General features: G+C 65.0%; 16 protein-coding genes. 6 read left to right on the top strand and 10 right to left on the bottom strand.

Annotation, left to right across the window (positions count from 1 at the left end; all coding sequences use genetic code 11):
* Positions 1-139: 139 nt before the first annotated feature.
* The 3 genes from AB4Y63_RS04300 to AB4Y63_RS04290 form a co-directional block, all read right to left on the bottom strand.
* A complete protein-coding gene (locus tag AB4Y63_RS04300) occupies positions 140-1,201 on the bottom strand; it encodes an enoyl-CoA hydratase/isomerase family protein (protein WP_441789810.1) in 1,062 nt (353 codons plus the stop codon).
* A 63-nt stretch (positions 1,202-1,264) separates the two neighbouring features.
* Positions 1,265-1,714: an SRPBCC family protein gene (locus AB4Y63_RS04295; RefSeq protein ID WP_441789809.1), complete on the bottom strand. Its 450-nt coding sequence runs from the start codon at positions 1,712-1,714 to the stop codon at positions 1,265-1,267.
* 9 nt (positions 1,715-1,723) lie between these two features.
* Positions 1,724-2,209, bottom strand: coding sequence for a Dps family protein (locus tag AB4Y63_RS04290; protein WP_441789808.1), 486 nt, complete (start codon positions 2,207-2,209; stop codon positions 1,724-1,726).
* Positions 2,210-2,408: 199 nt separating this feature from the next.
* Between AB4Y63_RS04290 and AB4Y63_RS04285 the strand changes: the two genes are divergently transcribed.
* On the top strand, positions 2,409-2,573 hold the full coding sequence (locus AB4Y63_RS04285; RefSeq protein ID WP_441789807.1) for a hypothetical protein: 165 nt from the start codon (positions 2,409-2,411) through the stop codon (positions 2,571-2,573).
* A 49-nt stretch (positions 2,574-2,622) separates the two neighbouring features.
* On the opposite strand, the gene AB4Y63_RS04280 is transcribed toward AB4Y63_RS04285, so the two are convergent.
* Positions 2,623-3,285 (bottom strand): DUF1345 domain-containing protein, encoded by a 663-nt coding sequence (locus AB4Y63_RS04280; RefSeq protein WP_441789806.1) that lies wholly within the window; start codon positions 3,283-3,285, stop codon positions 2,623-2,625.
* A 208-nt stretch (positions 3,286-3,493) separates the two neighbouring features.
* Here AB4Y63_RS04280 and AB4Y63_RS04275 point away from each other — a divergent pair, with 208 nt between their 5' ends.
* Positions 3,494-4,453 carry a J domain-containing protein gene (locus tag AB4Y63_RS04275; protein WP_441789805.1) on the top strand — a complete coding sequence of 320 codons (960 nt, stop codon included), beginning with the start codon at positions 3,494-3,496 and terminating at the stop codon, positions 4,451-4,453.
* Here AB4Y63_RS04275 and AB4Y63_RS04270 read toward each other — a convergent pair.
* Positions 4,450-5,325: a hypothetical protein gene (locus AB4Y63_RS04270; RefSeq protein WP_441789804.1), complete on the bottom strand. Its 876-nt coding sequence runs from the start codon at positions 5,323-5,325 to the stop codon at positions 4,450-4,452. The two genes, AB4Y63_RS04275 and AB4Y63_RS04270, sit on opposite strands and share 4 nt — an antisense overlap.
* An 87-nt stretch (positions 5,326-5,412) precedes the next feature.
* On the opposite strand from AB4Y63_RS04270, the gene AB4Y63_RS04265 reads away from it, so the two are divergent.
* Both AB4Y63_RS04265 and AB4Y63_RS04260 read left to right on the top strand, forming a co-directional pair.
* The gene (locus AB4Y63_RS04265; protein WP_441789803.1) at positions 5,413-5,784 is read left to right on the top strand and encodes a hypothetical protein; all 372 of its coding nucleotides are present in this window, start codon (positions 5,413-5,415) and stop codon (positions 5,782-5,784) included.
* 101 nt (positions 5,785-5,885) lie between these two features.
* On the top strand, positions 5,886-6,515 hold the full coding sequence (locus tag AB4Y63_RS04260) for a hypothetical protein (RefSeq protein ID WP_441789802.1): 630 nt from the start codon (positions 5,886-5,888) through the stop codon (positions 6,513-6,515).
* A 166-nt stretch (positions 6,516-6,681) separates the two neighbouring features.
* Here the strand turns inward: AB4Y63_RS04260 and AB4Y63_RS04255 are convergent, their stop codons facing one another.
* Both AB4Y63_RS04255 and AB4Y63_RS04250 read right to left on the bottom strand, forming a co-directional pair.
* Positions 6,682-7,452, bottom strand: a complete 771-nt coding sequence (locus AB4Y63_RS04255; protein WP_441789801.1) for a hypothetical protein — start codon at positions 7,450-7,452, stop codon at positions 6,682-6,684.
* A gap of 2 nt (positions 7,453-7,454) precedes the next feature.
* Positions 7,455-7,799 carry a PadR family transcriptional regulator gene (locus AB4Y63_RS04250; protein WP_441789800.1) on the bottom strand — a complete coding sequence of 115 codons (345 nt, stop codon included), beginning with the start codon at positions 7,797-7,799 and terminating at the stop codon, positions 7,455-7,457.
* 84 nt (positions 7,800-7,883) lie between these two features.
* Here AB4Y63_RS04250 and AB4Y63_RS04245 point away from each other — a divergent pair, with 84 nt between their 5' ends.
* Complete coding sequence (locus tag AB4Y63_RS04245; protein ID WP_441789799.1) at positions 7,884-8,759, top strand: alpha/beta fold hydrolase; 876 nt, start codon at positions 7,884-7,886, stop codon at positions 8,757-8,759.
* Here the strand turns inward: AB4Y63_RS04245 and AB4Y63_RS04240 are convergent.
* From AB4Y63_RS04240 to AB4Y63_RS04230, 3 genes are all read right to left on the bottom strand, one after another.
* Positions 8,756-9,304 carry an SRPBCC family protein gene (locus tag AB4Y63_RS04240; protein ID WP_441789798.1) on the bottom strand — a complete coding sequence of 183 codons (549 nt, stop codon included), beginning with the start codon at positions 9,302-9,304 and terminating at the stop codon, positions 8,756-8,758. The two genes, AB4Y63_RS04245 and AB4Y63_RS04240, sit on opposite strands and share 4 nt — an antisense overlap.
* 234 nt (positions 9,305-9,538) lie before the next feature.
* Positions 9,539-10,741, bottom strand: a complete 1,203-nt coding sequence (locus AB4Y63_RS04235) for a flavin-containing monooxygenase (protein ID WP_441789797.1) — start codon at positions 10,739-10,741, stop codon at positions 9,539-9,541.
* Between the two features lie 138 nt (positions 10,742-10,879).
* Complete coding sequence (locus tag AB4Y63_RS04230) at positions 10,880-12,520, bottom strand: LuxR C-terminal-related transcriptional regulator (RefSeq protein WP_441789796.1); 1,641 nt, start codon at positions 12,518-12,520, stop codon at positions 10,880-10,882.
* A 93-nt stretch (positions 12,521-12,613) separates the two neighbouring features.
* Between AB4Y63_RS04230 and AB4Y63_RS04225 the strand changes: the two genes are divergently transcribed.
* Positions 12,614-13,918 (top strand): cation:proton antiporter, encoded by a 1,305-nt coding sequence (locus AB4Y63_RS04225; protein WP_441789795.1) that lies wholly within the window; start codon positions 12,614-12,616, stop codon positions 13,916-13,918.
* The last annotated feature ends 56 nt before the right edge of the window (positions 13,919-13,974 follow it).

Genomic DNA, 13,974 nt, shown 5'->3' with positions numbered 1-13,974 from the left:
GCAGGCACTATGCGGAAGCTCCGCACAATTGTGAACTGCACCGGGTCTGATGGAATGCCTCTGAATGCAGGTTTGAGGCTCAAACTACCCACGTGCCAAGGGGTCGACAAGGCTCATCTGTGGAACCCTGTGATGCGTTTTACCAGAGTGGGTCGGTCACCGGATGCTGCAGGGCGCGGGCGGCGAGATCGGGCGAAAGCAGATCGAGGCGTGCCGGGTTCCAACGGGGTGAGCGGTCTTTGTCGATGATCTGCGCGCGAATTCCCTCACGCAGGTCAGGTTGATCGAGCAGCCAGGCGCAGACGCGGTGCTCCAACTCCAGCGCGGCGCGCAGACCGGGTAGACCGCGTGCCTCGCGGAGCGCGGCGAGCGTGACGGTCACCGCGGTCGGGGAGAGGGAGACCAGCGCATCGGCGGCGGCCCTCGCCTCTTCGCTGGAATGGGTCGCGGCGTAGTCGTCGAGTCGCGCGATGATCTCTGACACGGTGTCGGCCGAGAAGCAGGCGTCGACCCAGTCGCGACGAAGGGAGAGTTCCGACGGCTCAGGCGTTTCGTCGAAAAGGAGCACAATCTCACTCGGTGAACCGGGATCTGCGCGCTCGGCGAAGGCCAGCAACAGGTGCGGCAGCAACCGCGACGGCACGAAGTAGTCGGCGAAGCCCAGCACGAGGGCGTCCGAGCCGCTCATGGTCGCCGAACTCAGCGCCAGGTAGGTACCCAGTTCGCCCGGAGCGCGGGCGAGCAGCCAGGTGCCGCCGACATCCGGGCAGAAGCCGATGCGGGTCTCCGGCATGGCCAGCTTCGAGCGTTCAGTCACGACACGGATGCTGGCGTGACCGGCCAGACCGATCCCGCCGCCCATTGTGACGCCATCCATGATCGCCACAAACGGCTTCGGGTACTCGGCGATCATTGCGTTCAGCCGGTATTCGTCGCGCAAGAAGGCGAGCGAGGCAGCGGTGTCTCCCGACACGGCGTTGTCGTAGAGAACGCGCACGTCGCCGCCGGCGCAGAGGCCGCGGTCGCCGGCGCCGTCGAGAACGACGAGTGAGACCTCAGAACTGTCCCGCCACGCGGTGAGTGCTTCGGTCAGCAACAGCACCATTGAATGGGTGAGGGCGTTCAACGCCTCCGGACGGTTGAGGGTGAGGTGGCCGATGCCATCATGCACACGGATGCTCACCTCGGCTGTTTCTGACATGGTCCCACGGTAGCGATGCCGGCGGGCCTGGCGCGAACTCCGTGCGAAGCTGTGGACTGCGCTTCACTGCCCGCTGTGCTCAATGAGCCGTGCGTCGAGCTGATCAAGAATCTCCGGCCAGGCCGCGGCGTGCTGTTCCTTCAGCTCGGCGTTCGGGAATCCGGCGTGGGTAAGACGGAGCAGCGTTGACTCACCGTGCGGGATCAGCTCGACCGTGACCACGGTTTCGGCACCCAGCGTTCCACTCGTCACCCAGGTGAGTTCGACGAGACGGTCGTGCTCGAGGCGCAGAAACCGTCCATAGTGCGGGTGTCTCTTGCCCTCGAACTCGGTCTGAAAGAAGAACGGCGCGTTCACCTCGGCGAGCATCGACACCGAACCGCGGGCCGCGAACCACAGTTCGAACCACTCGGTCCAGGCATCGTAGAGGTCGGAGGGATGCGAGACCATCACCCGTTCCACGTGCAGCGTGTGCGGACGGTCGGTCAGATCCGGAAGGCGGGGCCCTGCCATGGTCGAGCCTCAGAGAACTCGGGCCACGCGCTCAAACCCGGGCTTGCGCGGCGTGCGGTTCTCGGCGCCGACCATCCAGGCATACTGCTCAAGCGTGTCGATGATGCCGTGGAGCAGATCGGCGGTCGACGGATCTTCATCGTCGACCTCGTCATGCACGGCACGAACGTTGTTCACCGTCGCGGTCAGCCGCTCGGTGATCAGGTCGACGGCGTCCGACGTGCTGACTTCGCCGTCGGGAAAGGGCGGGAGCTTGGTCGTGTCGCTGACCGTCTCGCTGCGGCCATCTGGCACACAGTCGAGCGCGCGCATCCGCTCGGCGATCACATCGGAGAACTCGCGCACCGCATCGACGATCTCGTCGAGCTGGAGGTGCAGATCGCGAAAATTCGTTCCGACGATGTTCCAATGCGCCTGTTTGCCCTGAAGATGCAGTTCGATGAGGTCCACCAGAACTGATTGCAGATTCTTGCTGAGAGTCTCGGACGCTTGCACGGAGTTCCTCCTCGCCTGAGAGGGGAGAACCCGACCGATCAGCTGGGCTTGCTACCCCTGTCTTGGTCATTTCAGGGTAACAGGAGCAGTTTGAATGGACCGGCTTTTCTCAGTGCCGCCTCCGGTGCCCGGCAACGCGCTACGCTCGATGGTGCGGCGTCAGCCGTGCCCGTTGGCAGCCCATCGCAAGGAACAGTTCATGAATGTCGTTATCTTCATCGTCTCTCTCGCCATCTTCGTGCTTGGCATGTGGCTGTTTGGCCTCGCGTTCGCTGTGACCGCCGGCATGCTGCCGATCTTCTTCGCCGGAATTCTGTGCGTGGCATTGTCCATCGCGATTCCGACGAACATTCTGCGCGACTAACCTTCCGTCTCGCTTTACCCGGCCCGGCCCTGCTCCTGCACGGCCGGGCTTATGACGTGCTGCTCGAGAGCCCAGCGATCAGGTTGATCAGACTGGCCAGAATCACCGAGCCGAAGAGATACGACAGTAAAGCGTGCCGCAGGGCGGTCATCCGCACCTCACGAGTGGTCAGGTTCGTGTCTGAGACCTGAAACGTCATGCCCAGGGTGAACGCCAGGTAGGCGAAGTCGCCGTAGCTCGGCGGTTCCTTCTGGTTGAAGTCCACGCCCCCGTCGACCCCTCGGTAGTAGAGGGACGCGTAGCGCAGCGTGAACAGGGTGTGGATCAGAAACCAGGACAGTGCGACGCCGAAGACCGCGAACACGGCGACCACCACCTGCACCCTGTCACTGGCGCCGCTGGTTCCGATGAGCAGAAACACGATGGCGCCGAGGCTCGCAATGCTGGCGAGCACGATCAGGAGGTCGGCCATTGGTCGCGCCGGGTCCTCGCGCGTTGCGTGGCTGGCCGTCGTGGCGGCATCCATGCGCCCGATCATCGCCCAGACCCAGACGATGTACGTGATGGATGCGGCGCCCCAGCCGGCGATGAGCGCGAAGTCCCAGTAACCGAGGAGCCCGGTGACGGTAGCCACAAGCACGCCCGCCACCAGCATCAGCACGAATCGGGTGCCGGACCGGTGCACTCGCGGCCACGACGTATTACTCTTCATGGGCCGATGCTTGCACAGAATCGCGCTCTGGCCGGGTTCACCACGCGTCGGGTTCCCAGCGCGACGCGCGGGCATCCTCAGCCATGATCAGGTGTTCATCGGCATCGTGCCAGAATTGTTCGATACGTTGTTATACCGCCCGTGGGGGTGCACTGCCGATTGAGCGGTGTCTCCCGCCCTTGATCCACGTTGAAAGAGAACGCCCCGGATGCCTGATAGTCCCGCCGCATCCACCCCCTATGAAGTGTTGGGTGTCGCCGCGACGGTCGGCGACGACGAGTTGCGCCGCGCGTATCGTCGGCGCCTGCGTGCCACCCACCCCGATGTGGGAGGGAACGCCGTTGAATTTCAGGCCGTTCAGACAGCCTGGGAGCGGATCGGCACTCCGCAGAGTCGGGCGGCCTACGACGGCCATCGTTTCGCGGAGGCCGACCAGCATCCGACACGCACGGCGGGTCCCGGCAGTGCGTCGGGATCTGCTCGCGCGGCCGGCGGTGCTTCCGGTCGCTCCACCCCGTCGTCGGGGCCGAAGGCACGCATGCACGGGCATCCCGGTGGCATTGCCCGGCAGCACTACCTCACGCTGATCCGGGAGTGGTCTGGCCGCGGAACCACGCTCGACGACCCCTACGCGCCGCAACTGATCCGCTCTGCCCCGCGGGAGATCCGGCACACCTTGGCGAAGGCCCTCGCCGAGGAATCCACCGCCCAGCTCATCTCGAGTCTCGGGATCGGCTACACCGCCTGGCACGACGTCGCAGCCGGCCCGCGTGGCCACAAGCTCGACCATGTGGTGTTGGGTCCGGCCGGCCTCTTCGCGATCCTGTCGGAAGACTGGGGCGGCCCGGTCGAGCTCAAGCGCGGCGAACTGGTCGGGGAGTCGCTTGAGGGCGCCGAGCCGATTCACGATTTCGAAGACGCCGCCCGGGCGTTCTCCCGTGAGCTGCGGGTGAAGTTCACCGCCCTCGTGATCGTGCTTCCCGATGCGGCGCTCAGCGAAGTCTTCACGCTRCCGGCGCGGGGCCGCCGCCCGATACTTCTCGTCGTTCCGCGGTCACGCTTGGTCGGGCTGCTACGCGAGGGCATGCCAGGGATGAGCCGGGGGAGTTTCGAGAAGGTCTTCGAGCTGCGCAGCACCCTGCAGAACGGCGTGCGGCTGCTGGATTAGCGCAGCGTCAGCTTCTCCACCCAGTAGTCAAGAAAAGCGGCCCCGGCCTCGTCGTGAATCTGTTCACCCATGACGATCACGGGGTAGGGGCGGTCCAGAATGCCGTCGGCCGGTCGCACGTCGACGTGCGCGACGTCATACCCGGCGGCATGCAGGTGATCGGCCATCAGATAGTCGCTACGAGAATCACCGACTGAGCGCCAGACCTCGGGCAGCGAACCGGACTCGGCGAAGAACTCCAGGGCCCGACGGGCGCCGTGGTCCTTGTCGAGGGTCACCGACTCGATGTCGGTGGAGATGATCGTCGGGTCGAGGCGGAACGGAACCGAACCGTCCGCGTCGGGTTGCTCCCGGTCGGCGTAACGCACGCCGAGACCGTGGCGGGCGACGATGGCGAACGCGGCCTCGTTGAAGGCGGGCTGGGCCGCCAGATAGGTCGCGCTGTCGACATCCGTGCGCTGCTCGACCGAGATCATCGCGCGCTTGGTCGTGTCGAAGAACATCGTGTCGCTGAACCGCTCGGCGACCAGTTGGCGCACTTCGTCGATGACGGTCTGGGGGAATGCGACCGAGGCGTCGATGACAACCTCGCCCATCCCGTCCGGGCTGATCGGAAACCAGACCGCCCCCTTCTCGCACACTCCGTACATCCGGAGGCCGTCCGGCAGTCCGGCGGCAACCAGGGGAGCAATCACCTCATCGCGGATGAAGTCGGCTGAACGACCGGTGATGAACGCAATCGGCACGTTCGCGCCGGCGAGCAGAATCAGGTCATTGACGATGCTCGGGGTGGCGATGGTGCGGGTCACGGGGCTCGCGATCGGCCCGTCGACGTCAAGCAGCAGACCAAGCGGAGAGTGGATGTCAGGCATCCGATCATTCTTTCATCTCAGGCGCTGCCGCTCTTGCCCGCGGGCCGCCTCGGCGTGGGTGCGGCCGACGGCCTATTCTTGGTGGAGATGATTACCAGAAGAGAAGCAGCACTCCGCCTTGATATCCCGCTCGAAATGGCTCAGCGCAATGGGATTCCCTCGCGACTGACCGAGGCGCAGCTCGCCGAGATCGACACGAATCCACCGGTCTGGCTGGCTCAGTCGCGCGCAAACCGCACCGGAAAGAAGCCGGTCTGGGTGGAGCTTCGCTGTGACGTCTGTGGTTTCACCGAGGCGGCCCGTCCCAAAAAATGGTGGCCGACATTCACCTACCTCAGCTGCGACCACCATGGATTCGATGAGCTGCCGGAGCCGGCGGAGGGTCTGGCCCGTCGTGAGGTTGACGGAATCGGCACCCGGTTCATCGGCATTATCGACGAGGCGCCGAGCGGCGCCTGACTCACCCGCTTCACTCAGAGCTCGTTTCCGGAGCTCAACCTCACCTCGTTCAACCCACGAAGTGACGTCGCGTTGTTCCCCCATCGACCACAGGAGTTCGAGTGGCCCACGCCTATCCGCTGTATCAAGACATTGCCGCACAGTGCCTGTGCTGCCGGTCGATGCAGCCGTTCCATTTCACGTCGGCGGCCGATCAGGTTGTCTGCTCGTTCTGCGTGCGGCACACCGGCGCCGATCGCGCCGAACGTCGCGACGCTGACCATGTCGCGCTTTGGCTTCGGCTCTACACCGAGCTGCAGGATGTCCATGCGACAGCGGTTGAGAACGCGACCGCTGAGTTGGCGGCGAAAGACCAAACCATTGCCGAACGTGTGGCCGAGGTCGACGAGCTGCGGAGCCTGCTGGCCGGAAGCTTCGATTCAACGCCGCGCGGGGGCATCCGGGACGTTCTCGCGAATGATCTCGTCAAGCGGGCCGAGCGTAAGACCGAACTCGCTTCCCGGCGCACCGACCGCGCGATGGCGGTTCTCTGGAGGCTCGCCCACCGGCATGCAGTCGATGCGACCAAACCTGGGCTGTGTGGCTGCGGACTGAACGTGGCGCAGTGTCCGGATCGGCAGGCACTCGAGACCCTGCGCAGCGAGCTCGCCGAATGGGAAGCCCGCAACGTGCAGCTGGCGGCGGCTGGGCAGCGGCATGCGCTGCCGCCGGAGCATCCGTCGTTCGTCTAGCGGTCGGCCTGGCCTTGTCGAGCGACCTCCGTGCGCTGCCGTCGGCCACGCGACTCACTCTGGCGTGGGGAATCCCCGTGGGCGTGCGCCATCTCGCACGCCCAGCGGGATTCCCCACGCCCACGTCGTGGAGCGTAAGCATGAGCCACGCAACAGGCGACGTGCGCTAATTCAATTCCGTGCGCCGGAGACGCGGACGCAGCGGCCAGAGGACCACGAGCGCGCCCGCAAAAGACGTGACGGATCCAATCGTCATTCCAATACCCGCGGCGCTTGACGTCAGCACGGGCAAGCGCGCGAGAACGATCTGCGACAGGTAGATTCCGAGAATCAGCAGGAAAAGGGCGCCGAGAACTCGGCCGACATCGACGGCAGAGCGAAGCTGCAGACCGGCCATCAGCCCGAGTCCGGCAAAGATGACGACGGCAGGCAGGCCAGGGCCCAGCCAGGAGTGGCTCGCAGACAGGATCCCAATCAGGATGGTGACGGGAACACTGAGCATCGCTACAAGCCGAGCCGTCCTCCCTCGGCCAAACAGAGCACACCCCAGCCCGATCGTCAGCATTGCGCCGATGATCGCCGATGGGTTCGAGAACGGTCCGAACGTACCTGCGTAGCTGATGCCCGGAGCCCAGGCAATCACGGCGAGATACCACACTGAGAACACGGCCGCGACGACCTGTGCGGCGAGACCGACACGATTGAGACGCTCGGGTGCGATGAAACGTTCGTGCAGGCCGGCGACGACAACGGTGACGCTGCTGAGCGGGGTGGGCGCGACGTGTCCATGCGCATCATCCTCGTCCATGAGCACCGACACGAGTGCCTCGCCGTTGCGCTTGCGCCAGTCGGCCGGATACCAGCGCACGAGCTTCCGATATCGTGACGCCCGTGCCGCCTCTGCCGCACTGCGCGAATCGTCTCCGTGACCGATCACGGTTAGAACGCCGTAATCGGAGTTGACGAGCGACGGGCCTGCAATCGGGTGCGCGCCTGACTGGCATTCGCCTCGAGTCGTGCAACTTCGATCTCAAGCTGCGTTGCGCCCGCATCGGTCAAGCGAAAGTAGCGGCGCAAGCGACCATCGACGACCTCGTCGCCGTCGAGTTCCACCCAACCCAGCTGTCCGAGTCGTTCGAGCGCCGCGTAAAGTGTGGCCGCCTTGAGGCTGACCCGCCCGCCGGAAAGCTCACGGGCTTCTTCGATCAGCGCGTAGCCATGACGTCGGCCGCCTGTCAACACAGTGAGCACCCAGAAGGTCGGTTCGCGCATTTCGGTGGACATGCGATCACCATAGTCTTGTGGCTGGAGTATCACAACCAATTGACCATCGCTGCTGCGCGATGTGGCCGGTATTAGGGTGAGGCCATGAAGCGGCAGCCCACGGTGCCTGTGACTCGGGTCATTGACGGTGCAGAGATCGAGTACCTCCTTCGCACGAGCGGGCCGCGCCTGGCCGTTCTCTTTCACGGTGGGCACCTGCGGGCGGACCTCGCGATCGGGCAAGAGTCCTTCAGCGATGCCGGCTGGTCGCTTCTGCACCCTTCGCGACCCGGCTATGGCGGCACACCGCTCAAGGCCGGGCCGGATGACGCGGCCTTCGTCGACCGGATTGCGTTGCTCTGTGCGCAACTCGGTTATCAGGACGTGGTGTCGATCGGGATCTCCGCTGGCGGTCGTACTGCGATGACGTTCGCGGCGCGGCATCCAGATATTGTCTCCGGGCTGGTCTTGGAAGGTTCGGTCAGTTTTCTGCCTTGGCCTGCACGGTGGACCAGAACTGGCGCGACGGTGCTTTTCCGCCCGACGGTTGAACGAGTGACGTGGGGAGTCACGCGTCTCTTCTTCGGCCTGTTCCCCGACATCATGTTGTGGGGGATGCTCACAACTCTTTCCACGCTTCCCGCTCACACAGCCCTCCGGGCGCTGTCGGAGGCGGACCGGGCACAGTTGGTGGCGCTCTTCACACGGATGCGCTCGGGAAGAGGCTTTCTCAACGATCTGCGGGAGCCGATCGACGTCACCCAGCCGATACATCAGCCCACACTCATCGTGGCGAGCCGTCACGACGGGGCAGTTGGCCAGGAACATCCGCTTGCGCTCGTCGATCAGATCGTCGACGCGACGCTGGTGATGACCGATTCGGTCAGCCACCTCCTCTGGATCGGGCCTCACGCGGAGCAGGAGCGCGACGCCGTCACTGCATTCCTCGCGACTTTGCCTCCCGTCGTTCGGCCACGCTAGCGTGACACGGATCGCCGGCGAAGCCGAAACGTCGCGCCGGGAGGGGCCGGCACCGGTCGATCGGCTCCGGAAGTCAGTTGACGCCGACGACGCAGTTCAAGTTTCAGGCTCTCCTCGCCGCGTGCCATCGCCCAGCGATGGTTTGCAGCGAACACGGGACGCAGCAGCCACGTCAGACGGCGCAGCAGCGCCTTGCTCGCACTCACTCGCCAGTCATAGCCGACGACGACTTCGGGGCCATCTTGCTCGAACGACCACCGGCCGTCGCCGACGAGATCGCCGTCGGCAGTCACAGCGAATCCTGTCGCTGTGACCGGTTCGGTCACGGTCAAGGTCCAATGGAGGGTATACGGCAACCACCCCTTCGTGTGCAGTCGCACAACCGCGCCGCGTCCCTCGGTATCCGCAGGTCGCCACACGACGGCAGTGAGGTAGACCGCCGGCCACCAGCGGGGCAGCGTCGCCGCATCGGCCAGGACCTCCGCGATCTCCGGTACCGTGCCCGGAATGCGCCAGTCGGTGTGGAACTCGTAATCAGCACTCATGCCGCACGCGCAACGAGGCCGGGACTGCACACGGAACCATAAGAGAATGTTAATTCGGATGCGATCCGCGCGGTAGACCAAGCGTCTGACGCGTCGACGGCATCATTGGCGGCGATCTTCCGACTGACGTGAGAGCCGCTGCTGCCGCAACGAGCACGAACCGAGCACGCACCGAACACGGATAGAACAAGAAAATAGCCCCGGCGCCAAAGCGCCGGGGCTGTGAGCACTGTCTCAACCAGTACTCTCCGGCGCGGCTTGCGCGGCACCGGAAATCTGGGTCAATCCTACCGCGTGATCCTGTGCCTTCTCGATCGCGGGCGGTCGGCCTTCGGCCCGTTCCGCCACCACAGACGCGATTCTCCGGGCGTCGCGGCCCACACCGTGCACCATTGCCGATGAGACCGACGTGAGAAAGTGCAGCCCAACGAAATAGAGCCCCGGCTCGGTCGCCACGAGTCCTCGATCGTGAATCGGCTCGCCGTTTGCACCGAACACAGGCAGGTGAATCCAAGAGAAGTCGGCGGTGAATCCGCTGCACCACACCACATTGGCGACGGGCAGCACGGTGCCATCCTCGAGCAGCGGCCTCCCGTCAGCGCTTCCGACACATCGGCCGACTCGGCGCACCCCGAGGGCCGCTAGCTCCTTCGACCGCACCCGAATCAACGGCACGCCACGCTTCATCATCTTCGGCCGCGCCCGCCGCCCGATGGGTGTATCGACCGACAGAACCTTCGGAAAGATGATGCGGTTGAGGAGGTGCACGACGATATGACGGCCGATGAAGCTTGTCGAGGCGAAGGGCAACTCACCGGGACCCGCTCCAGCCAAGACGACCGGATGCGTCGCGCTGAGATCCTTTGCGATTTCGGCGCCCGAATTTCCGGCTCCCACGATGAGCGTCGTGCCCTCTGCGAGTTGTTCGGGATTGCGATAGCTGACCGCGTCGAACTGGCGGATGGCGGGGGAGAGCCCCTTCGCGCCGGCCGGCACTTGGGCGACCTGCAAGTTCGCCATTGCCACGATGACCTGACTGGCGATGAAGACCCGGGCGCCGCACGTGACGATGAAGTCGTCACCGTCGCGAAACAGACTGTCGACACGCATCCCGCTCTGTACGGGGAGATTGAAACGCGACGCATACGCCTGCAGGTAGTCGGCCATCTCATCCTTGGTCGGCAGATACCCTGTGCCGGCCGAGAATCGCATCCCGTCGAGTCCGTCATACTGGGCCGGGGTGAACAGCCGCAGGCTGTCCCACCGGTTGCGCCAGGCGTCGCCGATCTGGGCTGCGGCATCGAGCACCACATGGTGCACGCCCAACTGGGCGAGGTGGTACGAGACCGAGAGTCCAGCCTGGCCACCGCCGATCACGATCACGTCGATGCGATTCCAACCGCTTGACGTGTTTTCTGAGTTCCGTAGCTGTTCCATGCACACACGGTAGAACGCGTCCCCTGCCGGCACATCGGCGAAATCTTCCGCACCCTGCTCCTACCGAATGGGTACTTCTACCCAGTCCGCCGCGCGGAGTCCTGGGCGGTCGAGGCATCCGTCGCCCGACGCCAACAGTCAGCGTTGAATCAGCCTGTTCTCATAGGCGTAGGCGGTCRCTGCCGCCCGTGACGGCACAGCGAGTTTCGCGAGGATGTTGCTCATGTGCCGGTCGACGGTTCTGACACTGAGTTTCAGCTGGGTGGCGATTTGCTTGTTCGTCGCTCCGCGCGCGGCCAGGCGCAGCACCCGCAGCTCTTGCGCGCTGAGCACGTGCGCAGGTGCGGCTGCCGGGTGCGCTGACGCCAAGCGGTCGAGATCGGGGCGTGCCGTCAACGCGGCGAAGGTGTCTCGTGCCGCAGTCAATTCCATCCGCGCACCCTCGATGTCGCCCAGAACACCGCATGCTGCAGCAAGGCCGACGCGCACCCGAGCCGCCACATACGGCGCCGCCAGCATCAACCAGAGCTGCAGCGCCAGACGCAGCGAGCGGAGCGCATCTTCGGGGTTGCCGGCGTCAAGCAGAACAAGGCCGCTCGCTTGCGCAGACATCGCCTGCAAGGCGGGAGTGTCGTAGAGCGCGGCGATTTCTTCGAGATCGTGCGCGGCAGCCTGGGCTTCCGAGCTGTTGCCGACCGCCAACATGATCTCGACCTGGGCGGGAAGAAACCGGGCCCGGTCGAGGTCGGTTCTGCTGGTAATCACTGCCCGACTGATCGCGCCGCTCGCGATATCAAACCGCCCCTGGTCCAGACGCAGCAGCGCCAGCCCCGGTTGCGGTTCTCCGCCGAGTGCGCTGGCTCGCTCGTAGGCCAGCTCGGCCGCCCGATGTTCGCCGCGCAGCCGGTGGATCTCTGCTTCCTCATAGAACGCCGAGGCCCGTCCGTCATCGTCGGCGGACAGCCCAGCGGTCACCCGGCGAGCTTCATCGAGAGCCTCTGACCAGAGGCCGCCGAACTTCATGAGCTCTGCTCGGTGAACTCGGCAGGTGCCGCTGAACATTCCGAGCTGTTCCTGCATCCGGCACCAACCGTCGAGTACCGCGGTCCACTCACGGGCCCGGTCGACGGCGAACACCCGTTGACAGCTGGCGATTACCGCGCAGTACACCAGCCCTTTACTGAGCTCGGTCACCGGCTCGGTGGTTGCGATGAGCATGGCTTCGCCCAGAAGGCGCATTCCCTCCGACACCCGCCCGGCTTCGACGAGAGCGCGTCCGCCGAGCTGGCGTGCTAGTGCAGAAAGGTCGGCGTCGGTGAAACGATCACCGATCGCCATCGCTTCCTGAGCTGCGGCGTGCGCCTCCTCGGTGCGCTTCTGGTGGATCAGATGATGGATGCGCGGCAAGAACAGGTAGCCGCGTTCGGCGCAATCGCCGTGCAGGTCGACGAGTCGCTCGCATCTGCCGAGCCAGGCCTCGGCCTGCCCGGATTCCCCGAGAGAAGCGAACCGGTATCCGTGCCAAAACGCCAGGCGGGCAGCGCGCAATTCAGCGTGCTCCGCGAGGCAGGAGGCATAGGCGCGCTCAAGCGTTTGAGTTGCCACCGCTTCGTGCCGGGTCAGCTCCGCAGATCTGGACAAGAGCTCCAAGTCTGCAGATGCCAACGGATGTTCGGCGTCAGCGGCCATGAAATGAGTAAACGCATCTTCCCAGCGCCACTCGTCGAACGCCAGGTGCGCGCTGGCCAATTCGTCGATTCCCGAGCCATCGGTCGGCATGAGAGCAATTATCCGCTTCACATCCTGGCCACGATAGGGCCGTCGCGGCATCTTGCCTTGGAGGATGGGCGTGCGCAGGCCACACTGATCCGTATGGTAGCGGCGACGACGATACTGGCGCTCATCCTGATCTGGAGCGTGTTCTCCGGGCCACTTGACCGGCGTGGCATCACCTCCGCCCTCTTCCTGATGGTTGCCGGCCTCCTCGTCAGCGCCTCGGCCCTCGGCATTCTCAACTTTTCAGTTGAGTCCGTGTTTGCCGAGCGAGTGGCGGAGGTCGCGTTGGTTCTGCTTTTGTTCAGCGACGCGAGCCGGCTGAACCTCCGATCGCTCAGACACGAGCTCGGCTGGCCGAGTCGACTACTCCTGATCGGGCTCCCACTCACGATGCTGGCCGGCGTGGGCGTTGGGGCGCTTGTCTTTCCGGGCATGGCACTCGCATCCGTTGTTCTCCTCTCCACAATGCTGGCCTCGACCGATGCGGCGCTCGGCCAGAAAGTCGTCTCCGACCCCGCGGTGCCGGCCCGCGTGCGCCAAGCACTCGACGTGGAGAGCGGCCTCAATGACGGTCTTGCCGTGCCCTTCTTCCTTGTCGCACTCGACGTTGCCAATGCCGACCTCCACACCGGGGTGACCGCATCCGTCATCAGTAACATGGCCATCCAGATCGGCGGGGGACTCGCAGCCGGACTCGGCGCGGGCATTGTGGGCGGGTACCTGTTCCGTTCAGCGGATCGGCGCGGATGGATCGGGCATGAGTGGCGGCAGGTTCTGCCACTCGTGGTGGCTTTATTGGCCTACACCGTCGCAGTCCTGCTGGGCGGCAGCGGATTCATCGCGGCCTTTGTCGGCGGCATCGCGTTCGGGAGATTCTCCGGCGCGCGCGGTTCGACTGTCACGCTTCTCACCGAAGAGGCGGGTGGCTTTCTCGCCGCCGTCACCTGGATCGGGTTCGGAGCCCTCGCCCTCTCCTTTGTTCTCCCGCACATCACCTGGCAGGTCGTGCTGTATGCGGCGCTCAGCCTGACCCTCGTACGCATGATCCCGGTCGCGATCGCATTCGCCGGTCAGGGGGTCAGGCGCCCGACCGTGGCGTTCATCGGCTGGTTCGGCCCACGTGGGCTCGCCTCGCTGGTGTTCGCTCTGCTCGCTCTCGAACGGGGCATCCCCGACAGCGAGGTCGTGCTCACCACCGTCATTGTGACCGTCGCGCTCAGCGTCATCCTTCACGGGCTGACCTCTGTACCCCTGGTCGCCTCCTATCACCGTTGGTATGCGGCACACACGGTCGAGCATCCCTCGGCGGCAGAGTCCGCGCCGACAACGTTGCCGCGCCTGCGGCGCCAGCAGGAACACCACACTGGCGGTCAGGGCGGGCCAGGCCAGGGGTCACGCTGATTCGGCCTGTTGGACTGCCAGAGCGAGGCGTACCATGGGCCACATTCTTGGTCCGA

The sequence above is a fragment of the Leifsonia sp. YAF41 genome, from assembly GCF_052113185.1.
Taxonomy (GTDB): domain Bacteria; phylum Actinomycetota; class Actinomycetes; order Actinomycetales; family Microbacteriaceae; genus Cryobacterium.
The sequence above is the reverse complement of the archived record's forward strand: the minus strand, read 5'-3'. Positions and strand labels throughout refer to the sequence as shown.

Bases quoted from the DNA above. Each gene is read 5' to 3' on its own strand.
- AB4Y63_RS04300 (WP_441789810.1), bottom strand. From the start codon at position 1,201: ATGTCAGAAACAGCCGAGGTGAGCATCCGTGTGCATGATGGCATCGGC.
- AB4Y63_RS04295 (WP_441789809.1), bottom strand. From the start codon at position 1,714: ATGGCAGGGCCCCGCCTTCCGGATCTGACCGACCGTCCGCACACGCTG.
- AB4Y63_RS04285 (WP_441789807.1), top strand. From the start codon at position 2,409: ATGAATGTCGTTATCTTCATCGTCTCTCTCGCCATCTTCGTGCTTGGC.
- AB4Y63_RS04280 (WP_441789806.1), bottom strand. From the start codon at position 3,285: ATGAAGAGTAATACGTCGTGGCCGCGAGTGCACCGGTCCGGCACCCGA.
- AB4Y63_RS04270 (WP_441789804.1), bottom strand. From the start codon at position 5,325: ATGCCTGACATCCACTCTCCGCTTGGTCTGCTGCTTGACGTCGACGGG.
- AB4Y63_RS04265 (WP_441789803.1), top strand. From the start codon at position 5,413: ATGATTACCAGAAGAGAAGCAGCACTCCGCCTTGATATCCCGCTCGAA.
- AB4Y63_RS04250 (WP_441789800.1), bottom strand. From the start codon at position 7,799: ATGTCCACCGAAATGCGCGAACCGACCTTCTGGGTGCTCACTGTGTTG.
- AB4Y63_RS04245 (WP_441789799.1), top strand. From the start codon at position 7,884: ATGAAGCGGCAGCCCACGGTGCCTGTGACTCGGGTCATTGACGGTGCA.
- AB4Y63_RS04240 (WP_441789798.1), bottom strand. From the start codon at position 9,304: ATGAGTGCTGATTACGAGTTCCACACCGACTGGCGCATTCCGGGCACG.
- AB4Y63_RS04235 (WP_441789797.1), bottom strand. From the start codon at position 10,741: ATGGAACAGCTACGGAACTCAGAAAACACGTCAAGCGGTTGGAATCGC.
- AB4Y63_RS04225 (WP_441789795.1), top strand. From the start codon at position 12,614: ATGGTAGCGGCGACGACGATACTGGCGCTCATCCTGATCTGGAGCGTG.